Source organism: Streptomyces sp. CA-146814 (assembly GCF_050942385.1).
Lineage (GTDB): Bacteria > Actinomycetota > Actinomycetes > Streptomycetales > Streptomycetaceae > Streptomyces.
Genome location: NZ_CP192068.1, coordinates 1,262,515 through 1,284,715, shown reverse-complemented (window position 1 = coordinate 1,284,715; position 22,201 = coordinate 1,262,515). Strand labels below are relative to the sequence as shown.

Here is a 22,201-nt window from a genome sequence, read left to right as displayed (position 1 = left end):
GGACCCTCGTCAACCAGCCACCCGGTGTGCCGGAGCTCTCAGAGCCCGGAGCTTCAGGCGCTCGCGGTCTCCGGCTGCCCGGCGGTGGTACCGGCCGGCTCACCCTTCGCGGCGGCCTCCTCACGGTCGCGCTTCTCCCGCCGTACGAGGATGATCCAGCCGACCGGGACGGCGGCGACGAACAGCCACCACTGGACGGCGTACGCCATGTGCGCGCCGATCGAACTGTCGTCCGGGGAGGGGATCTGCTCGGGCAGTCCGGCCGAGGGCGCCGGGGCGGTCTGCTCGATGTAGCCGCCGAGGACCTCACGGGAGAGCAGGTGCGCCTGCTGCTCGCTGTTGATCAGCATCACCTGCCGGTCCGGCAGCCCCGCCAGGTCCCTGATCCCGCTGCTGCCGGTCGTCTCGTCCGCCTTGAGCCGCCCGGTGACGGTCACTTCGCCGCGCGGTGCGGGCGGCACGTCCGGGAACGCCGTCTGGTTCGGCGCGGCGGGCACCCAGCCGCGGTTGACGAGAACGGTTCCGCCGTCCTTGAGGTCCAGCGGCGTCAGCACGTGGACGCCGATCTTGTCGTCCTCGGACGTACGCCGGCGCACCACCACCTCGTGCTCGCTGTCGAACGTGCCGGTCGCGGTCACCGCCCGCCAGTAGTCGGCGCGCGGGACGGTGTGGCCGGGAGAGGTGAGATCGGTGACCGGGGCCGGATCGGCCTTCAGGTTCCGCGAGATCAGCTCGTTCTGCGCGACCCGGTGCTGATGGCGGTGGAACTGCCAGAAACCCAGCTCGACCATCGTCGGCATCAGTACGAGAGCCAGCAGGGTGAGGATCACCCACTGCCGGGTCAACAGGAAGCGGTACACCCCATGACCGTACAACCGGCGTCATGGGGTGCGGCACTCAGGGGTGGGTGCCGGGGCTGCCCGGCAGTGATGGTTCTCCTCATACTTTGTCCACGATGCCCGCCTTTCCCTCGGCGCGGGCGCAGTGGGCACCGCAGTACCAGTGCCCGTCCGCCTCGACGCCCTGCCCGATCACCTGGACCCGGCAGTGCTCGCAGATCGGCGCCATGCGGTGGATGGCGCAGGAGAAGCAGTCGAAGACGTGCACCGCACCTTGTGCGTGCACCTCGAAGGACATGCCGTAGTCGTTTCCGCAAACCTCACAACGTGCCATGCGCCACAGGGTGGGACGCCCGGCTCCACCGGGCGAGCGGCAACCGGGCGAGTCGCGCCGGGTTCACTCCGGCGGCGGGGTCGCCTGCGGCGGCACCGACCCCCGTGCGCCCTGGTCGGCGGGGGCCACATCGCGCAGCAGATGGGTGAAGGCGCTCTCCTCCAGGATCGGTGTGCCGAACGTCTTCGCCTTCTGCGTCTTGGAGGTCGCCGCGTCCGGATCGTTGGTCACCAGCAGACTGGTCAGCCGCGACACGCTGGTCGCCACATGCAGCCCCGCCTCCACCGCCCGGTCTTCCAGCAGCTCCCGGTCGACCGAGGTGTCCCCGGAGAACGCCACCCGCATCCCCTGCTGGAGCGGCTTCTCCTTCTCGTACCGCCCAGGATTGGGATACGGGCAGGCCGGCCGCTTCCGCGAGGGCCGCCAGCTGTTCGGCTGCCGCGCGGGGCGGTACCCGACGCGCGGGGTCACGGGGGAGTCGGACCACTCGGTCAGCGGCCGGCACTCCAGCAACGGCAGCCGCACCCCGCCCCGGGCCGCCGCGTGCAGACTCGGCCGGAACGCCTCGGCCAGCACCCGGGCGTCGTCCAGCGCGTGGTGCGCGTGCTGCTGTACGACGCCGAAGTGGGCGGCGAGCGAGGCCAGCTTGTGGTTGGGCAGCGGCAGCCGCAGCTCCTTGGCGAGCGCGATCGTGCAGAGCCGCTGCTCGACCGGGGCGACCACGGAGGCCCGTGCGTACTCCCGGGCGATCATCGACCAGTCGAACGCCGCGTTGTGCGCGACGAGCACCCGGTCCGCGAGCCGCGCCGACAGCTCCTCGGCCACCTCAGGGAAGAGCGGCGCGCCTTCCAGCACATCGCTCGTCAGCCCGTGGATCCAGACGGGCCCGGGGTCCCGCTCCGGATTCACCAGCGTGTACCAGTGGTCCTCGACGTTGCCGAGGGCGTTGAGCCGGTAGACGGCGGCGGAGATGATCCGGTCGTCCCGGGCGAGGCCGGTGGTCTCCACGTCGACGACCGCGTACCCCTGGGGGTAGGCGGTCGGCCATGGTGCGGCTGTCTGGCGGTCGTCGAGCATGGTCACAGAGAATACGGGCCGGGACTGACAGGGCCCTATTCGGCGGGGTGGGGCGGGGTGTTCAGGGGAGGCGGACGATGCGGTCGGGTGGGAAGAGGTGGGTGCCGGTGACGTCGGAGCCATAGCCGATCTCGATCGTCAGATGCTCCGTATCGGCGAGGGGAGTGAGGTCGACCGGCCCTCTGGGGTTGTGGAGGACCAGCTTGGTGAGGGCGGGGAGGCCGGCCAGCGGAGCGAGATCTGGGGCGGTCAGGGAGCAGCCGAACAGGAACAGGTCGGTCAGTTGGCCGAAGGGGGCCAGTTGGCGTAGGTCCAACTCCGGCATGTAGTAGAGCAGCAGATGGGTCAGCCTGAACAGCGACTCCTCGTGGCTGAGCTGCTGCAGATGATCGGAGGAGTACAGCCCCAGCCGTTCGAGCCCCGGCCAGCGGCTGCTGATGCCTGCCAGGTGGAGGTACCGGGTCTGGGGCAGCAGGGCGAGAGAGGTCGCCTTCTCGCAGACGGGCAGCTCACCCGTGTGGTTGCCGAGCGTCAGATGCCGGAGGTCCGGCATGTCGCTCAGCGGCGTGAGGTCGCGTGTTCCGTGGAGCTGGACGAGGGTGAGCGATGTCAGGCCCGGCCGCGCCAGCGGAGCGATGTCCCGGATCCCCGGGCAGTGGCTCAGGCCGATCTCGTGGATCCGTTCCATCCGCGCCAGCGGGCGGAGATCGGTCAGTTCCCCGTTACGGAAGAGGAAGACCCGCTCCGTCTCCGATCGGGTCCACAGCGCTGAGAGGTCGGCGTGGTCACCTGTCACCTGCGCGGCCTTCAGATGCGGGATGTGCCGGAGCGCGGACAGTTGTGCGGACGTCCGCACCTGGGCGTAGGCGTCGTCCCAGGTCCGGGCCGCCATGACCTCCCGCGCGTAGCGCTCCGCGTCGAAATGCTCCCAGGAGACGGAGACCTGGTGAGCGACCAGGCTCCGCGGATCGTCCCGGAACTGCTTCACCAGCTCGTACGCCATGTCCGTGCGCACAGCCGCCGCTGTCCGCACCACGGCCTCGGCCTGCCGGTCCGTCAAGCCTTCCGCCATCGGTGACAGGAGTTCCAGAGCGAGATCACCCACTTTGGCCAGCTCGTCGATGCTCTCCTCACTGTCCGGCGGCAACAGCCTCTCCGTCCGCGCTTCCACCATCGCCCGCACCGCCGGATCCAGCTCCGGCGCATGCGCCAGACTCCCCGCCGCCAGCAGCACCACCCGGTTCCCGTGCTCCGGCTCCCGGTCCGCCCGCTCCAGCAACCCCCGCAACAGCAACGCCCGCTCGTCCGGCCGCGCGTGCCCCACCGCCATCTGGAGCACGTCCTCCCACTGGTCCTCGTGGGCATGACTGACCAGCACGCCGAAGTCGCGGGCCTCCACCGCCGCCTTCGCGCCCAGGTAGTCCTGGAAGGTGCGGTGGACGAACCCCACCGCGCCGAGGGCCGGTTCGCGCAGGAGGCCGCTGCGGTTCAACAGGTGGGCGAAGACCTGGTCCGGGGTGCCCCGGACCTGGGACATCGCGTGCAGCCAGTCGGTGAGCAGGCCCACCGTCTCCTCCTGCCACGCCTCCACCAGCCCGTTCCGGATCAGCCAGTACGCCAACCGCTGCAGCAGCGCCATCTGCTCCTCGCGGGTCAGGTCGACGCCCTCCACCCCGACGATCTCGCGCTCGGTGTCGCGCCGGACCAGCAGCATGTCGAGCGCCGCGTCGTACAGCTCCTTGCGCGCCCGGGGCAGTTGCATCCGCCGGTCCCGGTTCAGCGCGCAGAGCAGGGCGCACATCAGCGGGTTGGTCGCGAGCAGCCCCAGGTCCCGGCGGGTGCCGACGGCCCGACGCAGGGCGCTCTCGTACCGGTCCAGCTCGGCGCCCTCCTCCTCGGACCCGCACTCCGAGCGCGCCGCCCGGTGCCAGTGGCCGATGAACGCGCGTACGTCCTCCTGGCGCATCGGCAGCAGGGTGTGCGGCTCGAAGCCGGAGGCGGAGAGCCAGGTCTCGGGGACGGCGGACGGGCGCGTCGTCACCACGTACTTGGCCTGCGGATAGGCGGTGATCAGGTCCTTCAGCCAGCGCTCCGTGCGCTTGCGTAGCCGCTCCGGCACCTCGTCGACCCCGTCGACCAGCACCAGCGCCCGGCCCTGCCGCATCATCCGGTCCGCCCAGCCCACCGGGGTCGAGCCATGCAGCGGTACGCCGGTGGCGCGAAGGAAGTCCGCCGGAGCGGGCAGCGTGTCGAGGGCGGTGAACGCTCGGAGCCGCAGCACGAAAGGCACCGAGCGGTTCCAGTCCGCCAGCTCGCTGCCGAACGACTGCCGGGCCGTGTTCAGCGCCAGCCACTGCACCAGCGTGCTCTTGCCGGAACCGGCAGGGCCCCGCAGCAACAGCCGGTCCCGCTCGCCGAGCGCCTGCTCGATCCTGACCGTGGTCCGGAGCGGATGATTCAGGCTGAACCGGTCGGTGACCTCGTACTCCCCGCTCACCTCCAGACCGATGTACGCCGTCTTCAGCGGCCACCCGCCCGCCGACCGTCCCAGCGTCAGCCCGAATAGCTCCACCCGGCTGTTGGCCGCCGCCATGAACTCCGCGTACCGGTCCTCGAACTCCAGGTCCGCCGTGTCCGGGCTCGGGCCGACCCGGTCCCGTACGTCCTCCACCAGCGTTCGCGTCCGCTCCGCCTCCCGGACCTGCTCCACCGCCGCCCGTGCCGTGAACGACGGGTGGGCGGTCAGCTGTTCCAGCAGGTGTGCGCAGCAGCGGCCGAGCAGCTCCTCGTACAGCTCGCAGGCGCGTTCCGAGAGTCCGGTGGCAGGCGCCGACAGCTCCGCCCGCAGTCGCTCCGGGTCCAGCTTCATCGCGAACAGCCGGTCGATATCCGCGACGCTTGCCTCGAACGTGTCCTGTACGGAGGCGAGCGCGGCCAGCCGCTCGTGCTCGGGGAGATCCGCGTACGACTCGGATATCCGTCCCGCCAGCACCCTCGCCAGCCGGTCCGGCTTGGCGGGGCGGGGGAGCGGGCGGACCGGGTCCGGGACCAGGCCCGCCCCCGGCCTGGGGGTCAGCAACGCCCTGGTGGCCGCGCCGATCACCGTCGTGGCCAGCCGTAACAGGGCAACTTCCGTACCGGACACGTGCGTTCCTCCCCCTCCGCGACACGAGTGCCGTAAATCCTACGGCCGGCCCCTTGGCAGAAGGTGCCAAATTCTGCTGACAGCAGGTCTCGCATACTTGTGGGTAACAACCTCTAGCCCTCACCGACCGGCGGCCCTACGGTGCTCGCATGGAGCCGAACCTGCCCGATGTCGTGCTGTGGTCAATACCGGCCTTCGTGCTGCTCACCGTGATCGAGATGGTCAGCTACCGCTTCCATCCGGATGAGGACGCGGCCGGCTACGACAGCAAGGACGCCGCGACCAGCGTCACCATGGGGCTCGGCAGCCTCGGGTTCGACTTGCTGTGGAAGATCCCCATCCTCGCCATCTACATGGGCCTCTACGAACTGACGCCGCTGCGGGTGCCCGTCGTGTGGTGGACCGTCCTGCTGATGCTCCTGGTCCAGGACTTCTTCTACTACTGGTCCCACCGCGGTCACCACGTCATCCGGATCCTGTGGGCCTGCCATGTGGTCCACCACTCCAGCCGCAAGTTCAACCTCACCACCGCGCTGCGCCAGCCCTGGACCTCCGCGACCTCCTGGCCCTTCTACCTGCCGCTGATCGCCTGCGGTGTCCACCCGGCGGCGCTCGCCTTCTGCCAGTCGGCCAACCTCGTCTACCAGTTCTGGGTGCACACCGAGCGCGTCGGCAAGCTCCCGCGCCCCTTCGAGTACGTCCTGAACACGCCCTCCCACCACCGCGTCCACCACGCCTCGCAGGGCAGCTACCTGGACCGCAACTACGGCGGCATCCTGATCATCTGGGACCGGATGTTCGGGTCCTTCGCGGCGGAGACCGAGCGGCCCGTCTACGGCCTCACCAAGAACATCGCCACCCACAACCCGCTGCGCGTGGCGACCCACGAGTACGCCGCCATCGCCCGGGACGTCCGGGCCGCCGGGAGCTGGGGCGAGCGCGCCGGACGGGTCTTCCGGGGGCCGGGCTGGCAGCCCGTCGCGAAGGCGGGAGCCCTCACCGAGGCGCCCGTCGAAGCCGTCGTACCCGATCCCGTTCCCGTACGCGCCGAAGCCGCCGCACCCACTCCCGTACGCGCCGAAGCCGCCGGTCCTGTACCCGCACCCACTCCCGTACGCGCCGAAGCCGCCGGTCCTGTACCCGCTCCCGCCGAAGTGTCCGCCCCCGCCCCGGAGCCCACCCGATGAGCGCCACCGCCTCCCGTCCCACCGACCCGGGACGCGCCACCACCCCACGGGCCGAGCGGTTCGCGCGGCCCCTGCTCATCGCCTTCCTCCTCGCGGCCGCCGTCGACCTGGCCGGGGTCCTCGCCGGTCTCGACACCCTCCACCTGGTCGCCAAGCCGCTGCTGATGCCGCTGCTCGCCGGGTACGCGGCCGTGCGGGGCGGGCCGCGGCTCCTGATCGCCGCGCTGCTGTTCGGGTGGGGCGGTGACGTGTTCCTGCTCGCCGACAACGACCTGGCGTTCCTGCTCGGGATGGGATCGTTCGCCGTCGGCCACGTCTGCTACCTGACGCTGTTCGGGCGAGGGCGAGGGCAGGGACACGCCCGGACCCGTGCGTCGCTGGCCGCCGGGATCGCGTACGCCGTCGTGCTCGTCGTCTTCCTCGTCCTGATCTGGCCCGACCTCCCGGCCGAGCTGCGCGCACCGCTGACCGGCTACAGCCTGCTGCTCACCGCGATGGCGTGGCGGGCCGGCGTCCTCGGCCGGTACGCGGCGGCCGGCGGGGCGCTCTTCCTGCTCTCCGACGCCCTCATCGCCACGGGCATCGCCGAGTGGCCCCGGCTGCCCGCACCTGATTTCTGGGTGATGCTCACCTACATCGCCGCCCAGTTCCTGCTGGCCCTCGGGGTGCTCACGGCCGCACGAACCGCGGTGGACGGGGGCCGGGGCAGAGGGGACTGAGACCGGCAGGGACCCCGGCGGACAGGCCGGCGCACCCGTCACCGCGACTCCTCGGAGCGGCGGTGACGGGTGCGCCGGTTTTCGCTGTCGCGGACCTGGGTGCTGCCGTGCCCTTCGCCGCAAAGGAGCGCGTTCAGGACGCCGGGATGCGGCCGAGAAGGCGAAAGATCCGGTGAACCGCTTCGTCGCGCCCTCCGTGCCGTTGTCCAGGAGGCACGTCACCGTTCCCGGTAAACGAGGCCTCCCATGACACCCCCCGTCCCCCAGTTCACCGCACCCGCGTCGCGAGGAGATTCCGTGGCTACCGATGCACCGCCGCCCGAGGGCCGTTCCGACTCCAGCCCGGCCCAGCCCACCACCGAGGCGTACAACGCGGTGCAGGCGAGTGCCGAGTTCGCCGACCTGCGCCGCTCGTTCCGGTCGTTCGCCTTTCCGCTCACCGTCGCCTTCGTGACCTGGTACCTGCTCTACGTCCTGCTCTGCAGCTACGCGGGCGACTTCATGGCCACCAAGATCGTCGGCAACATCAACATGGCGCTCGTCCTCGGCCTCGCCCAGTTCGCCACCACCTTCCTCATCGCCGTGCTCTACTCCCGGCACGCCGCCACCAAGCTCGACCCGAAGGCCGAAGCGATCAAGTCCCGTATGGAGGCCGACGTATGAGCGCCGCCCACACCCTCTATCCGACCGTCCAGCTCGCCGCCGACAGCGCGGGCGAGCACCGGCCGCTGATCATCACCCTCTTCGCCGCCTTCGTCGTCGCGACCCTCTTCATCACCGTGTGGGCCGGCCGCCAGACCAAGAGCGCCGCCGACTTCTACGCGGGCGGCCGCCAGTTCACCGGGTTCCAGAACGGGCTCGCGGTCTCCGGCGACTACATGTCCGCGGCGTCCTTCCTCGGCATCGCGGGCGCCATCGCCCTCTTCGGCTACGACGGCTTCCTCTACTCCATCGGCTTCCTCGTCGCCTGGCTCGTCGCCCTGCTCCTGGTCGCCGAACCGCTGCGCAACTCCGGCCGCTACACCATGGGCGACGTCCTCGCCTACCGGATGCGCCAGCGGCCCGTCCGTACCGCCGCCGGTACGTCCACCATCGTCGTCTCGATCTTCTACCTGCTGGCCCAGATGGCCGGCGCGGGCGTCCTCGTCTCGCTGCTGCTCGGCATCACCAGCGACTTCGGGAAGATCGTCATCGTCGCCCTGGTCGGCGTGCTGATGATCCTGTACGTCACCATCGGCGGCATGAAGGGCACCACCTGGGTGCAGATGGTCAAGGCCGTCCTGCTCATCGCGGGCACCCTGCTCATCACCTTCCTGATCCTGCTGAAGTTCAACTTCAACATCTCCGACCTGCTCGGCACCGCCGCCAGCAACAGCGGCAAGGGCGCCGCCTTCCTGGAGCCCGGCCTGAAGTACGGCGTCTCCGGCATCTCCAAGCTGGACTTCATCTCGCTCGGCCTCGCCCTGGTCCTCGGCACCGCGGGCCTGCCGCACATCCTGATCCGCTTCTACACCGTGCCCACCGCCAAGGCCGCCCGTAAGTCCGTGAACTGGGCGATCGGCATCATCGGCGCCTTCTACCTGATGACGATCGTCCTCGGCTTCGGCGCCGCCGCGATCCTCAACCCCGACGACATCATCGCCTCGAACAAGGCGGGCAACACGGCGGCGCCGCTCGCCGCCCTGGAGATCGGCGGCGGCTCCGGCTCCACCGGCGGTGCCATCCTCCTCGCGGTGATCTCCGCCGTCGCCTTCGCGACCATCCTCGCCGTCGTCGCCGGACTCACCCTCGCCTCCTCCTCGTCCTTCGCGCACGACATCTACGCCAACGTGATCCGCAAGGGGAAGGCCACCGAGAAGGAGGAGGTCCGCGCCGCGCGCTGGGCCACCGTCGCCATCGGCATCGTCTCCATCGCGCTCGGCGCACTCGCCCGCGACCTCAACGTGGCCGGCCTCGTGGCCCTCGCCTTCGCGGTCGCCGCCTCCGCCAACCTGCCGACGATCCTCTACAGCCTCTTCTGGAAGCGCTTCACCACCCAGGGCGCCCTCTGGTCCATCTACGGCGGGCTCTCCTCCTCCGTCCTGCTGGTGCTCTTCTCACCGGTCGTCTCCTCCAAGCCGACCTCGATGTTCCCGAGCGTCGACTTCGCCTGGTTCCCGCTGGAGAACCCTGGCCTGATCTCGATCCCGCTCGGCTTCCTGCTCGGCTGGCTCGGCTCGGTGATCGGCAAGGAGAAGGCCGACGCGGACAAGTACGCCGAGCTGGAGGTCAAGTCCCTCACCGGCACCGGAGCGCACTGAGAGAAGGAACTCACGGAGCCGTTCGGTTCATCACCCACCCCCGCGGCCGGGCCGCGTCGTAGAGTCCTACGACGCGGCCCGGCCGCACCTCGTGGCAAACGGGCCCCTGCGATGTCCCCGGTCTCACGTAGGCTCGGAAGAGATCGACCGTACCGACACCACACCGACCGCACCGACACCACCGGGGGAGGAGAGCCACCGTGCTCATCGACACCTTTGACAGGGTCGCCACCGACCTGCGCGTGTCACTGACCGACAAGTGCAATCTGCGGTGCACCTACTGCATGCCGGAAGAGGGCCTGCAGTGGCTCGGCAAGAGCGAGCTGCTCTCGGACGACGAGATCGTGCGCCTGATCCGCATCGCGGTCACCGACCTCGGCATCACCGAGGTCCGCTTCACCGGCGGCGAGCCCCTGCTCCGCCCCGGCCTCGTCTCCATCGTCGAGCAGTGCGCCGCCCTCACCCCGCGCCCGCGCATGTCCCTCACGACCAACGGCATCGGCCTCAAGCGCACCGCCGCCGCCCTCAAGGCCGCGGGCCTCGACCGGGTCAACGTCTCGCTGGACACCCTGCGCCCCGACGTCTTCAAGACCCTCACCCGCCGCGACCGCCACAAGGACGTCCTGGAAGGCCTCGAAGCCGCCCGCGAGGCCGGCCTCACCCCGGTGAAGGTCAACTCCGTCCTGATGCCGGGACTCAACGAGGACGAGGCGCCCGAGCTGCTGGCCTGGGCCGTGGCCAACGCGTACGAGCTCCGCTTCATCGAGCAGATGCCGCTCGACGCCCAGCACGGCTGGAAGCGCGACGGCATGATCACCGCAGGTGACATCCTCGCCTCGCTGCGCACCCGCTTCACCCTCACCGCCGAGGACGAGACCGTACGGGGCTCCGCCCCCGCCGAGCGCTGGACCGTCGACGGCGGCCCGCACCGCGTCGGCGTGATCGCCTCGGTCACCCGCCCGTTCTGCCGCGCCTGCGACCGCACCCGGCTCACCGCCGACGGCCAGGTCCGCACCTGCCTCTTCGCCCGCGAGGAGACCGACCTGCGCTCCGCCCTGCGCTCGGACGCGCCGGACGCGGAGATCGCGCGGCTCTGGAAGGTCGCCATGTGGGGCAAGAAGGCGGGCTCCGGACTGGACGACCCGTCCTTCCTCCAGCCCGACCGCCCGATGTCGGCGATCGGCGGCTGACGGCAGGCCTTTAAGCCCCGGACTGCCAGTCGGTCAAGTCCCGGACTCCCAGTCGGTCAAGCCCCGGACTCCCAGTCGGCGAGCGCCACGACGTCCTTGAGGAACCCTCGTACGCCCAGGAACTGCGACAGGTGCTCCCGGTGCTCCTCGCAGGCCAGCCAGGTCTTGCGCCGCTCGGGCGTGTGCAGCTTCGGGTTGTTCCAGGCGAGCACCCAGACCGCGTCGGCCCGGCAGCCCTTGGCGGAACAGATCGGGGCACCTGCGGCGCTCTCGGCGGATGTCTCGGGGAAGATCACGGGACCCAGCCTAAGTCAGGTGCTCCGCACGCTGAACGACGCATCCCCGGCCGGAGAAACGGCGACGCCGAGCAGCCACGGGGGGAGCTGCCCGGCGTCGGTCCATCGCTCCGACGGGGGATGCGGAGCGCCTCTGAAGTATGTCACGGGCACCGGGGTGCGGTGCACCGGAACGTCATGATTGATCTGAGCTTTTCCTGAGCTTCGCGGGACACGCGGGCTCAGTTGTGCTCCTGTGGCGGCGGCACCCGGCCGGCCCGCCCGTCGGGGCCCGCGGACTCGGCGCGACCGGTGGCCTCGGCCGCCTCGACGGCGGGTCGCACCGGTGCGGTGAGATACGTCGACGGCAGCGAAGGGGCATTCTCCCGGCCCGCGTTGGCGATGACCACCGCCACGTACGGCAGCAGCACGCCCAGAGCGAGCGCCACGATCGCGACATGCCGCTCCACGTTCCACAGCACCGCGGCCAGCACCACCGACACCGTACGCACGGACATCGAGATCACATAGCGCCGCTGCCTGCCCCGCACATCGTCGGCCAGCCCCTGACGGGCCCCCGTGATCCGGAAGACCTCCACCTCGTCGCTCTTCCGCAGCATGTGTTCCACCACCAGATCTCTGTGCCGGACGCTCCGGGACCGGGCCGCATCCACGGTACGCCGAGCTCCCGGCGTACCGAAGACCGGGGCGGCGCACCACCGCCGCCCGAGCGCGCCCCACCCGCACGGCCCACCCGCACGGCCCACCCGTACGGCCCCGCCCGGAATGCGGTCCTCCGCCCGCCGTCCAAGACTGGGCGGACGCGCACTCCGCGCCGCACGAGGAGGCGAAATGAGCTGGTTGTGGGCAATCATCGTGGGCCTTGTGCTCGGTGTGATCGCACGGGCGATCCTGCCGGGCAAACAAGACATCCCACTCTGGCTGACGGCCGTCTTCGGTATTCTCGGCTCCATCCTCGGTAACGCCGTGGCCGGCTGGATCGGCGTCGAGGACACCAAGGGCATCGACTGGATCCGTCATCTGCTCCAGTTGGCCGGTGCCGTGGCGGTGGTCGCCGTCGGAGACATGGCCTGGCAGTCCATCCGGGGCAACAAGCGCAGAACCTGAGCCCGGAGCAGACAGCACAGCACAGCGCCGTGGCCGGACACGCGAGGAATCGCGTGTCCGGCCACGGCGCTGTTCAGGCGTACGGCGTACGTCAGCCGGCCGGGACGACCTCCACGGCCGCCAGGTTCTTCTTGCCCCGGCGCAGCACCAGCCAGCGCCCGTGCAGCAGCTCCCCGGCGTCCGGCGCGACCTCACCGTCGGCGACCTTCACGTTGTTCACGTACGCGCCGCCCTCCTTGACCGTGCGCCGCGCACCCGACTTGCTCGGTGCCAGCCCGACCTCCACCAGGAGGTCCACCAGCGGACCCAGCTCGGCGACCCGCACGTGCGGCACCTCGGAGAGGGCCGCGCTCAGCGTCGCCTCGTCCAGCTCCGCCAGGTCACCCTGGCCGAACAGCGCCTTCGACGCCGCGATGACCGCCGCGCACTGCGCCCCGCCGTGCACCAGCGTGGTCAGCTCCTCGGCCAGCGCCCGCTGCGCGGAACGCGCCTGCGGCCGCTCCTCGGTCAGCTGCTCCAGCTCCTCCAGCTCGGCCCGGCTCTTGAAGCTGAGGATGCGCAGGTACCGCGAGATGTCCCGGTCGTCCACGTTCAGCCAGAACTGGTAGAATGCGTACGGCGTGGTCATCTCCGGGTCCAGCCAGACGGCACCGCTCTCGGACTTGCCGAACTTGGTCCCGTCCGCCTTCACCATCAGCGGCGTCGCCAGCGCGTGCACGGTGGCACCCGGCTCAAGACGGTGGATCAGGTCGATGCCCGCCGTGAGGTTGCCCCACTGGTCGCTGCCGCCCTGCTGGAGGACACAGCCGTAGCGGCGGTACAGCTCCAGGAAGTCCATCCCCTGGAGCAGCTGGTAGCTGAACTCCGTGTAGCTGATGCCCTCCTGCGACTCCAGCCGGCGGGCGACCGAGTCCTTGGTGAGCATCTTGTTGACCCGGAAGTGCTTGCCGATGTCCCGCAGGAACTCGATCGCGGACATGCCCGCGGTCCAGTCCAGGTTGTTGACCATCGTCGCCGCGTTCGGCCCCTCGAAGGTGAGGAAGGGCTCGATCTGCTCCCGCAGCCGCTGCACCCAGGCCGCGATGGTCTCCGGGTCGTTCAGCGTGCGCTCGGCGGTCGGGCGCGGGTCACCGATCTGACCGGTGGCCCCGCCGACCAGGGCGAGCGGACGGTGGCCCGCCTGCTGGAGCCGGCGCACGGTGAGGACCTGCACGAGGTGCCCCACGTGCAGGCTCGCCGCCGTCGGGTCGAAGCCGCAATAGAAGGTGACGGGACCGTCCGCGAGAGCCTTGCGCAATGCGTCCTCGTCAGTGGACTGGGCGAACAGCCCGCGCCACTTCAGCTCGTCGACGATGTCCGTCACGGTTCCGGTGCTCCTTGTGGGTGTAGGGGTTTACGAGCCAGTCTAGGCGGGTCATACGCCCTGGCTGACCGAGCTCATGTTGAAGTCCGGGATGCGCAGCGCGGGCATCGCGGCCCGGGTGAACCAGTCGCCCCACTCGCGCGGCAGCGTCTTCTCCGTACGGCCCGCCTCGGACGCCCGCGACAGCAGGTCCACCGGCGACTCGTTGAACCGGAAGTTGTTCACCTCGCCGACCACCTCACCGTCCTCCACCAGATAGACGCCGTCCCGGGTCAGCCCGGTCAGCAGCAGCGTCGCCGGATCCACCTCCCTGATGTACCAGAGGCAGGTCAGCAGCAGCGCCCGGCCGGTCGTCGCGGCCACCATCTCCTCCAGCGACCGCTCACCGCCCCCGTCCAGCACCAGGTTGTCGACGGCCGGGGCGACCGGCAGCCCGGTGAGGGCCGCGGTGTGCCGGGTCGTCGTCAGCCGCTCCAGCTTCCCGTCCCGGATCCAGTCCGTCGGGGCCAGCGGCAGCCCGTTGTCGAAGACGGAAGCGCTGTCGCCGGAGGCGTGGGCGACCACGAACGGCGCCGACTCCAGACCCGGCGCGTGCGGGTCGCTGCGCAGGGTGAGGGGGAGCGGAGCCAGCATCTCGCCGAGCCGGGTTCCGCCGCCCGGCTGGGAGAAGACCGTCCGGCCCTCCACGGCGTCCCGCGCGGTGGACGACCAGAGCTGGTAGATCAGCAGGTCCGCCACGGCGGTCGGCGGCAGCAGGGTCTCGTACCGCCCGGCGGGCAGGTCGATCCGCCGCTCCGCCCAGCGCAACCGCTGCGCCAGCTCCGCGTCCATCGCCGCCGGGTCGACGTCCTTGAAGTCCCGCGTCGACCGGCCCGCCCACGCGGAACGGGTCCGGTCCGGCGACTTGGCGTTCAGCTCCAGCGTCCCGGTCGGCTGGTCGTGGCGGAGCCGCAGCCCCGTCGACGTACCGAGGTAGGTGGAGGTCAGCTCGTGGTTGGCGAACCCGTACAGCTCGCGGCCGCCGGAGCGGGCCCGGGCGAAGGCGTCACCGAGGGCCGGGGCGAAGTCGGCGAAGACCTCGGAGCCGGTCTCGGCGGGCGCGTCCGTGAAGTCGGGGGAGGAGGGCACTCCGCCGACCAGGGGCTGCGCGTCCTCGGCGGGACCGGCACCCCGGGCGGCGGCCTCGGCGGCCCGGACCAGCGGCTCCAGGTCGTCGGCGGTCACGGCGGACCGGGAGACGACACCGGACGCCGTGCCCTCGGCGCCGTCGACGGTCGCGATGACGGTGAGGGTCCGACCCCGGGTGACGCCGTTGGTGGTGAGCGCGTTGCCGGCCCAGCGCAGGTTGGCGGAGGAGTGCTCGTCGGCGATGACCACCAGACCGTCCGTGGTGGACAGCTCCAGGGCCCGCTCGACGATCTCGTACGGCTTGCTGACGCGGCTCATCGTCCGGCCTCCTGCGTCGTGTTGAGGATGTTGACGCCCCGGAAGAGGGCGGAGGGGCAGCCGTGGGAGACCGCGGCGACCTGGCCCGGCTGGGCCTTGCCGCAGTTGAACGCGCCGCCGAGCACGTACGTCTGCGGGCCGCCGACCTTCTCCATCGAGCCCCAGAAGTCCGTGGTCGTCGCCTGGTACGCCACATCGCGTAGCTGTCCGGCGAGCTTCCCGTTCTCGATCCGGAAGAACCGCTGCCCGGTGAACTGGAAGTTGTAGCGCTGCATGTCGATCGACCAGGACCGGTCACCGACCACGTAGATCCCGCGCTCGACCCCGCCGATCAGGTCCTCCGTCGACAGCCCGCCCGGGTCCGGCTGGAGCGACACGTTCGCCATGCGCTGTACGGGGACATGGCCCGGCGAGTCCGCGTACGCGCAGCCGTTGGAGCGGCCGAGCCCCGTGAGCTTCGCGATCCGGCGGTCCAGCTGGTAGCCGACCAGCGTGCCGTCCTTGACCAGGTCCCAGGACTGCGCCTCGACGCCCTCGTCGTCGTACCCGATGGTCGCGAGGCCGTGTTCGGCGGTGCGGTCACCGGTCACGTTCATGACGGAGGAGCCGTACGCGAGCTTGCCCAGCTGGTCGAAGGTGGCGAACGACGTGCCCGCGTACGCCGCCTCGTAACCGAGCGCCCGGTCCAGCTCGGTGGCGTGGCCGATCGACTCGTGGATGGTCAGCCAGAGGTTCGACGGGTCGACCACCAGGTCGTACGTCCCCGCTTCGACGCTCGGCGCCCGCATCTTCTCCGCGAGCAGCCCGGGGATCTGCTCCAGCTCGGCGTCCCAGTCCCAGCCGGTGCCGGTCAGATACTCCCAGCCGCGCCCGGCCGGCGGGGCGATGGTCCGCATCGAGTCGAACTCACCGGTCGTGGAGTCCACCGCCACGGCCGTCAACTGCGGCTGGATGCGCACCCGCTGCTGCGTGGTGACCGTCCCGGCCGTGTCCGCGTAGAACTTGTTCTCGTGGACGGTCATCAGGGACGCGTCCACATGCGCCACCCCGTCCGCGCCCAGCAACGGCCCGCTCCACTCCGCGAGCAGCGCCGCCTTCTCCTCGTCCGGTACGGAGAACGGGTCGACGTCGTACGCCGAGACCCAGGTCCGCTCGCCGTGCACCGGCTCGTCCGCCAGCTCGACGCGCTCGTCGGAGCCCGCCGCCGCGATCACCTTGGACGACAACTTCGCCATCGCGACGGCCTGCGAGGCCACCTTCGCCGCCGCGTCCATCGTCAGGTCGACACCCGAGGCGAACCCCCACGCCCCGCCGTGCACCACCCGCACCGCGTACCCGAGGTCCGTACTGTCCGAAGCCCCGGCCGGCCGCGCGTCCCGCAGCCGCCAGGAGGCGCTGCGCACCCGCTCCAGCCGGAAGTCGGCGTGCGCGGCGCCCAGCGCGCGCGCCCGCGCGAGCGCCGCGTCGGCCAGCGCGCGCAGCGGGAGGGCCAGGAATGACTGATCTACCTCGTGGGGCACAGGGAATTCCCTTCTCGATACACGACGGCAGTGAACCATGCGGAAGGCGTGGACAGCCGGGGATATCGCGGACAGGTGTGCCCGGCACGCAACCGTGCGAACTGTAGGAACCCCACAGCACCCCGGACAAGCCACTGTCAGGGCCCGATTCCTCGATCGGCGCACGGTACCGATAGGTTTTCGACGTACCAGCCCGTCATGGACTGCGCACCACACCGCCAAGGAAAGGGTGATCCGTTGAGCCGCTCGGTTCTCGTCACCGGAGGAAACCGGGGCATCGGCCTCGCCATCGCCCGCGCCTTCGCCGACAACGGCGACCAGGTAGCGATCACCTACCGCTCCGGCGAGCCGCCCCAGGCCCTCACCGAGGCCGGTGTCCTCGCGGTCCGCTGCGACATCACCGACGCCGAGCAGGTGGAGCAGGCCTACAAGGAGATCGAGGAGAAGCACGGTCCCGTGGAGGTGCTGGTCGCCAACGCCGGTATCACCAAGGACCAGTTGCTGATGCGGATGTCCGAGGAGGACTTCACCTCCGTCGTCGACACCAACCTCACCGGCACCTTCCGGGTCGTCAAGCGCGCCAACCGCGGCATGCTGCGCGCCAAGAAGGGCCGCGTCGTCCTGATCTCCTCCGTCGTCGGCCTCCTCGGCTCGGCGGGCCAGGCCAACTACGCGGCCTCCAAGGCCGGACTCGTCGGGTTCGCCCGGTCGCTGGCCCGTGAGCTCGGCTCGCGGAACATCACCTTCAACGTCGTCGCACCCGGTTTTGTCGACACCGACATGACCCAGGCGCTCACCGAGGAGCAGCGCAAGGGCATCGTGTCCCAGGTGCCGCTGGGCCGTTACGCGCAGCCCGACGAGATCGCCGCCGCCGTGCGCTTCCTCGCCTCCGACGACGCGTCGTACATCACTGGAGCCGTCATCCCCGTTGACGGCGGATTGGGCATGGGTCACTGATCACCATGAGCGGAATTCTCGACGGCAAGCGCATCCTCATCACCGGGGTGCTGATGGAGTCGTCCATCGCGTTCCACACCGCGAAGGTGGCCCAGGAGCAGGGCGCCGAGGTCATCCTCACCGCCTTCCCGCGCCCGACCCTGACCGAGCGCATCGCCAAGAAGCTGCCGAAGCCCGCCAAGGTCATCGAGCTGGACGTGACGAACCAGGAGCACCTGGACCGGCTGGCGGGCCTGGTCCGCGAGGAGCTCGGCTCGCTGGACGGCGTCGTCCACTCCATCGGCTTCGCGCCGCAGGACGCGCTCGGCGGCAACTTCCTCAACACGCCGTTCGAGTCCGTCGCCACCGCGATGCACGTCTCGGCGTTCTCCCTGAAGTCGCTGGCCATGGCGTGCAAGCCGCTGATGAGCGAGGGCGGCTCGATCGTCGGCCTCACCTTCGACGCGCAGTACGCCTGGCCGCAGTACGACTGGATGGGCCCGGCCAAGGCCGCGCTGGAGGCCACCTCCCGCTACCTCGCCCGTGACCTGGGCAAGGACGGGCTGCGCTGCAACCTGATCTCCGCCGGACCGATCGGCTCCATGGCCGCCAAGTCCATCCCGGGCTTCTCGGAGCTGGCCGACGTCTGGAACCACCGCGCACCGCTCGCCTGGGACATGTCCGACCCGGAGCCGGCCGGCCGCGGCGTCGTGGCGCTGCTCTCCGACTTCTTCCCGCGCACGACGGGCGAGATCATCCACGTCGACAGCGGCGTGCACATGATGGGCGCCTGACCGCGCGCAGCCCCTGATGACGGCCCCCGGCCGCGTACCCCCTCCTGGCTTTTCGAGGCGGTACGCGGCCGGGGGTCGTCGCCGTCCGTGACTCCCTGCCGCCGCTCCGGTCGAAAAGTCTGACGTTCCACCGCAGAATGTGGAGGAACCGGACTTCTGTCAGGCTGCGGGAGGGAGATCGCTGTGCGCCCCACGCGTCGCCGCACCCGTCTCCTGCTGGCCGCCTCGGTCGCCGTCGCCGCGCTCGCCGTACCTCTGGGGGTCCACGTGGCCAGAGGCGCCGACTCCGGTACGGCGGCGGCGCCTCCGGAGCCCGAACCGGCCGGCTCCGAGTGCCGTACGACGATCGAGGGCTCCCGGGTCGTCGCGTACTGCTACAACCCCTACCCCTCCACCGACCTGGTCCAGCTCCACACCGAATGCGTCCGCTGGTGGGACGTCGACGCGGACGGCGCGGCGGTCGCGGTGGCGCCGGGGCGGACCGTACGGCTGGAGGACCGCTGCTGGAAGGAGATCGCGACGGCCTGGGTCAGCCACCGGCCGGCGCCGCTCTGAGGAGCCCGGCGTTATACGCGGTCTGCCAGGCAGTTCAGCGCGTGGCCCGCCGCCTCGGCCGCCGCCGTCTCCGCGTCCCCGGCGCGGATCGCCTCGACCAGTCGCGCGTGATCCATATGGTTCTCGGGGCGCAGCTCAGGTCCCACGTCACCCCGTAGGTAGTCGCGCAGCAGATCTCCGAGGTCCGCGTAGAGCCCGGTCAGTACGTCGTTGTGCGAGGCGGCGACCACCGCCAGGTGCAGCGTCGCGTCGGCCGCCACGAACGCCTCCGCGTCGCCCGAGGCCCACGCCTCCTCCCGGCGCGCCATCAGGGTGTCGAGCTGCCGCAGATCGCGCTCGGTGCGGCGTACGGCGGCGAGCCGGGCGGCCGACGACTCCAGCGTCGAGCGCAGCTCCGCGATGTGGCGCGGGTCGGCGGCGGCGAAGCGGCGGTGCATCACCCCGGCCAGCTCGCTCGTGGCGATCACATAGGTGCCCGAGCCCTGCCGGATGTCCAGCAGCCCGTTGTGCGCCAGGGCCCGGACCGCCTCGCGCACGGTGTTACGGGCCACGCCGAGCTGCTCGACCAGCTCCGGCTCGGTCGGAATCCGCGAGCCGACCGGCCACTCGCCCGAGGTGATCTGGTTCCGCAGTTGCGCGATCACCTGGTCGGCGAGTGCCGAACGCCGGGGAGACGTCAGCGCCATGGTGCTCCTTGCTCGTGAGCTGAGAGGGCGGGTCCGGGGGATTCTCTCAGGGGGACCGGGGGGAGGCCGGGTCGCCGGGAAAGGGATTGGACAACCAATCATCCCATGATTCTATGATGGCCTCATGCCGGACGACGAGACCCAGACCCAGACCCTGAACCGCGGCGCCGCCGCGCGCACCCCCACCGCCCCCCAGGCCCCGCGGCTCCCCGGAGCCGCCGAGGCCCCGGCCCCCTGGCTGCTGCGGCTGATCGCCGTCGGGCTCGTCCTGGCCGCCCTCAACCTCCGCCCCGCCATCACCAGCCTCGGCGCCCTCCTCGAAGAGGTCCGCGACGGGCTGCACATGAGCGGCAGCGTGGCGGGCGTGCTCACCTCCGTACCGCCGCTCTGCTTCGCGGTCTTCGGGGTCATGGCACCCCGCCTCGCCCGCCGCTTCGGCGCGGGCGCCGTCGTCTGCGCGGGCATGGCGGCCATCGCGGCGGGCCTGGTGATCCGCCCGTACATCGGCTCCACCGCCGGGTTCCTGGCCGCCAGCGCGCTGGCTCTGATGGGCATCGCCGTCAGCAACATCCTGATGCCGGTGATCGTCAAGCGCTGGTTCCCCGACCGCGTCGGCACGATGACCGGCCTCTACTCCATGGCCCTGGCTCTCGGCACCGCTCTCGCCGCCGCCGTCACCGTGCCGCTGACGAGCGCCATGGGCGGGAGCTGGCAGTCCGGGCTGGCCGTCTGGGCCGTGCTCGCCGCCCTCGCGGTGCTGCCGTGGATCGTCCTCGTACGGGACAAGACCCCGGCGCCCGGGACGCCCGCACCGGACCGGTCCGCGTCCGGTCAGACCTCCCGGCCCGCCGACGCCCCGGAGCTCCGGATCACCCGCAGCCGGACCGCCTGGGGGCTCGCCTGCTTCTTCGGGCTCCAGGCGACGGCCGCGTACATCACCATGGGCTGGATGCCGCAGATCTTCCGCGACGCCGGGGTCTCGGCCGGTACGGCGGGCGTCCTGCTCGCGGTCACCATGGCGATGGGCGTCCCGCTCGCCTTCGTCATCCCCAGGGTCGCCGGCCGGCTCAAGCAGCAGGGCCCCATCGTGGTCGTCCTGGGTCTGTGCGGCCTGATCGGTTACGGCGGCCTCTACCTGGCCCCAGCCGCCGGTGCCTGGGTCTGGGCGGTGCTGCTCGGCGTGGCCAACTGTGCCTTCCCGCTCGCCCTCACCATGATCGGCATGCGCTCGCGGACCGGGGCGGGCGTGGTCCGGCTCTCCGCCTTCGCCCAGTCCACCGGCTACCTGCTGTCCATCCCGGGCCCGCTGCTCGTCGGCGTGCTCTACCAGCACAGCGGCGGCTGGGGACTGCCGATCGCACTGATGGCGGGGCTGATGATCCCGCAGATGGTGGCCGGAGTGCTGGCCGGGCGGGACCGGACCGTCGAGGACGAATGCTGAGATGCGAGACTGGCTCCATGCCAGTGCTCGATCCGCAGCCCAAGAACGGTCAGAAGAAGCTCCTCCTCGTCTTCGGGGCGATGCTTCTCGTCACGGTGGTCATCGGTGTGATCGCCTCGATCGCCTCGCCCTGACGTCCGGCGGCCCCGCCCGTGGACTGCCGCCTCGCCCATGGTGGGGCTGGCCCCCTGTCCCCTAGGGGGCCAGGGTCAGGGTGAAGTGGGTGGATCACCGGATGGGACCGGCCCGATCCGTTCCGTAGGTTCTTCGGTAACGAACCGAACACCCCACGGAGGCGGACATGCCGGTCCCTGCGCACCTCAGGTCCCACCGACCGGCCGCCTCCTCGCGACCCGCCGCCGCTTCCCACCGGCCGACCACGGCTTCCCACCGGCCGGCCACCGCTTCTCACCGACCGGCCGCCGACCGTGTCGAGATACGGCTGTCGTGGTGGGCCGTGGCGCTCCCGGCCGTCGCGTTTGCCGCGCTGCTGCTCATGATCATGAGCCCGGGCCAGGCGCAGGCGGCCACCGCCGACCCCGCACTCGGACAGCTGATCGAGCGCGCGCTCCACCTGCTCGCCCCTTGATCCACGCGTCGCGGCGAAACCGTCCCGGACCGGCGCGTCCACCTTCCGGATGAGGCTGTCAACACCCTGCGCCGGAGGCCGCGTTTCATGCGAAGCTGAGGTGTATGAGCGTCGAGACACCTCGCAGGATCGTCCTTCTCAGGCATGCCAAGGCGGAATGGTCGCAGAGTTCGGATCATGAGCGCCCGCTGGCCGAGCGCGGTCGTAAGGACGCGCCCGTGGCCGGCCGCAGGCTCGCCGACTCCAACATCGACTTCGATCTGGCCCTCTGCTCCAGCGCCGTCAGGACCCGGGAGACCTGGAAGCTGGCGGTCCACGAGTTCGCCCAGCGCCCCAGGACCGTCTACGAGGAGAGGCTGTACGAGGCCTCCCTCGGCGAACTGATCGCCCTGTTCAACGAGGTCCCGGACGACGTCCACAACCTCCTGGTCATCGGCCACAACCCGGGCATGCACAGCGCCGCCGACGCCCTCTCCGGATCGGCCGAGGGCGACACCCTGGCCCGGATGACCCGGGACGGCTTCCCGACGGCGTCCTACGCCGTGGTGGAGTTCCCCGGCTCCTGGAAGAGCGTGGAGCACGGGGCGGGCAGGCTCACCGAGTACTGGACGCCGAACGACTGAGTGCCCCGGTCTCACCGGCACACATGAACACGCAGGGCCCCGGCACGCGTCCCG

22 protein-coding genes and 1 pseudogene are annotated in these 22,201 nt (G+C 70.8%); 13 read left to right on the top strand and 10 right to left on the bottom strand.

Annotated elements, in window-relative coordinates:
* Window positions 1–53 precede the first annotated feature (53 nt).
* The 4 genes from ACQP09_RS05675 to ACQP09_RS05660 all read right to left on the bottom strand — a co-directional run bounded on the left by ACQP09_RS05675 (window position 54) and on the right by ACQP09_RS05660 (window position 5,395).
* The gene (locus ACQP09_RS05675) at window positions 54–860 is read right to left on the bottom strand and encodes an SURF1 family cytochrome oxidase biogenesis protein (RefSeq protein WP_433396452.1); all 807 of its coding nucleotides are present in this window, start codon (window positions 858–860) and stop codon (window positions 54–56) included.
* A gap of 79 nt (window positions 861–939) precedes the next feature.
* Window positions 940–1,173: a hypothetical protein gene (locus ACQP09_RS05670; RefSeq protein WP_006123591.1), complete on the bottom strand. Its 234-nt coding sequence runs from the start codon at window positions 1,171–1,173 to the stop codon at window positions 940–942.
* A gap of 63 nt (window positions 1,174–1,236) precedes the next feature.
* Window positions 1,237–2,256 carry a DEDDh family exonuclease gene (locus ACQP09_RS05665; protein WP_433396450.1) on the bottom strand — a complete coding sequence of 340 codons (1,020 nt, stop codon included), beginning with the start codon at window positions 2,254–2,256 and terminating at the stop codon, window positions 1,237–1,239.
* A 55-nt stretch (window positions 2,257–2,311) separates the two neighbouring features.
* On the bottom strand, window positions 2,312–5,395 hold the full coding sequence (locus ACQP09_RS05660; RefSeq protein WP_433396448.1) for an NACHT domain-containing protein: 3,084 nt from the start codon (window positions 5,393–5,395) through the stop codon (window positions 2,312–2,314).
* Between the two features lie 149 nt (window positions 5,396–5,544).
* On the opposite strand from ACQP09_RS05660, the gene ACQP09_RS05655 reads away from it, so the two are divergent.
* The 5 genes from ACQP09_RS05655 to moaA all read left to right on the top strand — a co-directional run bounded on the left by ACQP09_RS05655 (window position 5,545) and on the right by moaA (window position 10,791).
* The gene (locus ACQP09_RS05655; protein WP_433396446.1) at window positions 5,545–6,582 is read left to right on the top strand and encodes a sterol desaturase family protein; all 1,038 of its coding nucleotides are present in this window, start codon (window positions 5,545–5,547) and stop codon (window positions 6,580–6,582) included.
* Entirely contained in the window at window positions 6,579–7,301 is a 723-nt protein-coding gene (locus ACQP09_RS05650; protein ID WP_433396444.1) for a lysoplasmalogenase, read from the top strand. The genes ACQP09_RS05655 and ACQP09_RS05650 overlap by 4 nt, the downstream gene beginning before the upstream one ends.
* A gap of 297 nt (window positions 7,302–7,598) precedes the next feature.
* Entirely contained in the window at window positions 7,599–7,964 is a 366-nt protein-coding gene (locus ACQP09_RS05645; RefSeq protein ID WP_432151746.1) for a DUF485 domain-containing protein, read from the top strand.
* Window positions 7,961–9,601, top strand: coding sequence for a solute symporter family protein (locus ACQP09_RS05640; protein ID WP_404069812.1), 1,641 nt, complete (start codon window positions 7,961–7,963; stop codon window positions 9,599–9,601). Before ACQP09_RS05645 ends, ACQP09_RS05640 begins: the two co-directional genes overlap by 4 nt.
* Window positions 9,602–9,801: 200 nt before the next feature.
* Window positions 9,802–10,791 (top strand): GTP 3',8-cyclase MoaA, encoded by a 990-nt coding sequence (gene moaA, locus ACQP09_RS05635; RefSeq protein WP_433396441.1) that lies wholly within the window; start codon window positions 9,802–9,804, stop codon window positions 10,789–10,791.
* Between the two features lie 56 nt (window positions 10,792–10,847).
* Here the strand turns inward: moaA and ACQP09_RS05630 are convergent, their stop codons facing one another.
* Window positions 10,848–11,087 (bottom strand): hypothetical protein, encoded by a 240-nt coding sequence (locus tag ACQP09_RS05630; protein WP_326706521.1) that lies wholly within the window; start codon window positions 11,085–11,087, stop codon window positions 10,848–10,850.
* Between the two features lie 221 nt (window positions 11,088–11,308).
* Window positions 11,309–11,686: a DUF3099 domain-containing protein gene (locus ACQP09_RS05625; protein ID WP_433396439.1), complete on the bottom strand. Its 378-nt coding sequence runs from the start codon at window positions 11,684–11,686 to the stop codon at window positions 11,309–11,311.
* Window positions 11,687–11,918: 232 nt separating this feature from the next.
* On the opposite strand from ACQP09_RS05625, the gene ACQP09_RS05620 reads away from it, so the two are divergent.
* Complete coding sequence (locus ACQP09_RS05620) at window positions 11,919–12,194, top strand: GlsB/YeaQ/YmgE family stress response membrane protein (protein ID WP_015607737.1); 276 nt, start codon at window positions 11,919–11,921, stop codon at window positions 12,192–12,194.
* Window positions 12,195–12,285: 91 nt separating this feature from the next.
* On the opposite strand, the gene tyrS is transcribed toward ACQP09_RS05620, so the two are convergent.
* Genes tyrS through ACQP09_RS05605 form a run of 3 tightly spaced genes read right to left on the bottom strand, consistent with a single transcriptional unit; the run spans window position 12,286 to window position 16,523 of the window.
* Complete coding sequence (gene tyrS / locus ACQP09_RS05615; protein WP_433396437.1) at window positions 12,286–13,557, bottom strand: tyrosine--tRNA ligase; 1,272 nt, start codon at window positions 13,555–13,557, stop codon at window positions 12,286–12,288.
* A gap of 51 nt (window positions 13,558–13,608) precedes the next feature.
* On the bottom strand, window positions 13,609–15,003 hold the full coding sequence (locus ACQP09_RS05610) for a metallopeptidase TldD-related protein (RefSeq protein WP_433396435.1): 1,395 nt from the start codon (window positions 15,001–15,003) through the stop codon (window positions 13,609–13,611).
* Window positions 15,000–16,523 carry a TldD/PmbA family protein gene (locus ACQP09_RS05605; protein WP_433396433.1) on the bottom strand — a complete coding sequence of 508 codons (1,524 nt, stop codon included), beginning with the start codon at window positions 16,521–16,523 and terminating at the stop codon, window positions 15,000–15,002. The genes ACQP09_RS05610 and ACQP09_RS05605 overlap by 4 nt, the downstream gene beginning before the upstream one ends.
* A gap of 237 nt (window positions 16,524–16,760) precedes the next feature.
* Between ACQP09_RS05605 and fabG the strand changes: the two genes are divergently transcribed.
* The 3 genes from fabG to ACQP09_RS05590 all read left to right on the top strand — a co-directional run bounded on the left by fabG (window position 16,761) and on the right by ACQP09_RS05590 (window position 18,808).
* Entirely contained in the window at window positions 16,761–17,480 is a 720-nt protein-coding gene (fabG, locus tag ACQP09_RS05600) for a 3-oxoacyl-[acyl-carrier-protein] reductase (protein WP_093693181.1), read from the top strand.
* A gap of 5 nt (window positions 17,481–17,485) precedes the next feature.
* Window positions 17,486–18,253, top strand: coding sequence for an enoyl-ACP reductase FabI (gene fabI, locus ACQP09_RS05595; RefSeq protein WP_404069794.1), 768 nt, complete (start codon window positions 17,486–17,488; stop codon window positions 18,251–18,253).
* 183 nt (window positions 18,254–18,436) lie between these two features.
* Window positions 18,437–18,808 carry a hypothetical protein gene (locus tag ACQP09_RS05590; RefSeq protein ID WP_433396431.1) on the top strand — a complete coding sequence of 124 codons (372 nt, stop codon included), beginning with the start codon at window positions 18,437–18,439 and terminating at the stop codon, window positions 18,806–18,808.
* 11 nt (window positions 18,809–18,819) lie between these two features.
* Here the strand turns inward: ACQP09_RS05590 and ACQP09_RS05585 are convergent, their stop codons facing one another.
* Entirely contained in the window at window positions 18,820–19,494 is a 675-nt protein-coding gene (locus ACQP09_RS05585; RefSeq protein WP_432151755.1) for a FadR/GntR family transcriptional regulator, read from the bottom strand.
* A gap of 124 nt (window positions 19,495–19,618) precedes the next feature.
* Between ACQP09_RS05585 and ACQP09_RS05580 the strand changes: the two genes are divergently transcribed.
* The 4 genes and pseudogenes from ACQP09_RS05580 to ACQP09_RS05565 all read left to right on the top strand — a co-directional run bounded on the left by ACQP09_RS05580 (window position 19,619) and on the right by ACQP09_RS05565 (window position 22,147).
* Complete coding sequence (locus ACQP09_RS05580; protein WP_433396428.1) at window positions 19,619–20,935, top strand: CynX/NimT family MFS transporter; 1,317 nt, start codon at window positions 19,619–19,621, stop codon at window positions 20,933–20,935.
* 17 nt (window positions 20,936–20,952) lie between these two features.
* Window positions 20,953–21,069, top strand: a complete 117-nt coding sequence (locus ACQP09_RS05575; RefSeq protein WP_256859158.1) for an SGM_5486 family transporter-associated protein — start codon at window positions 20,953–20,955, stop codon at window positions 21,067–21,069.
* A 266-nt stretch (window positions 21,070–21,335) separates the two neighbouring features.
* Window positions 21,336–21,524 (top strand): annotated as a pseudogene (locus ACQP09_RS05570) (hypothetical protein); the annotation flags it as partial.
* Between the two features lie 104 nt (window positions 21,525–21,628).
* Window positions 21,629–22,147 (top strand): SixA phosphatase family protein, encoded by a 519-nt coding sequence (locus ACQP09_RS05565; protein WP_433396426.1) that lies wholly within the window; start codon window positions 21,629–21,631, stop codon window positions 22,145–22,147.
* The last annotated feature ends 54 nt before the right edge of the window (window positions 22,148–22,201 follow it).

What these genes read in the sequence shown, in the direction of transcription:
- ACQP09_RS05670 (WP_006123591.1), bottom strand. Translation starts at nt 1,173, where the DNA reads ATGGCACGTTGTGAGGTTTGCGGAAACGACTACGGCATGTCCTTCGAG.
- ACQP09_RS05655 (WP_433396446.1), top strand. Translation starts at nt 5,545, where the DNA reads ATGGAGCCGAACCTGCCCGATGTCGTGCTGTGGTCAATACCGGCCTTC.
- ACQP09_RS05650 (WP_433396444.1), top strand. Translation starts at nt 6,579, where the DNA reads ATGAGCGCCACCGCCTCCCGTCCCACCGACCCGGGACGCGCCACCACC.
- ACQP09_RS05640 (WP_404069812.1), top strand. Translation starts at nt 7,961, where the DNA reads ATGAGCGCCGCCCACACCCTCTATCCGACCGTCCAGCTCGCCGCCGAC.
- ACQP09_RS05625 (WP_433396439.1), bottom strand. Translation starts at nt 11,686, where the DNA reads ATGCTGCGGAAGAGCGACGAGGTGGAGGTCTTCCGGATCACGGGGGCC.
- ACQP09_RS05620 (WP_015607737.1), top strand. Translation starts at nt 11,919, where the DNA reads ATGAGCTGGTTGTGGGCAATCATCGTGGGCCTTGTGCTCGGTGTGATC.
- ACQP09_RS05610 (WP_433396435.1), bottom strand. Translation starts at nt 15,003, where the DNA reads ATGAGCCGCGTCAGCAAGCCGTACGAGATCGTCGAGCGGGCCCTGGAG.
- fabI (WP_404069794.1), top strand. Translation starts at nt 17,486, where the DNA reads ATGAGCGGAATTCTCGACGGCAAGCGCATCCTCATCACCGGGGTGCTG.
- ACQP09_RS05585 (WP_432151755.1), bottom strand. Translation starts at nt 19,494, where the DNA reads ATGGCGCTGACGTCTCCCCGGCGTTCGGCACTCGCCGACCAGGTGATC.
- ACQP09_RS05580 (WP_433396428.1), top strand. Translation starts at nt 19,619, where the DNA reads ATGCCGGACGACGAGACCCAGACCCAGACCCTGAACCGCGGCGCCGCC.
- ACQP09_RS05575 (WP_256859158.1), top strand. Translation starts at nt 20,953, where the DNA reads ATGCCAGTGCTCGATCCGCAGCCCAAGAACGGTCAGAAGAAGCTCCTC.
- ACQP09_RS05565 (WP_433396426.1), top strand. Translation starts at nt 21,629, where the DNA reads ATGAGCGTCGAGACACCTCGCAGGATCGTCCTTCTCAGGCATGCCAAG.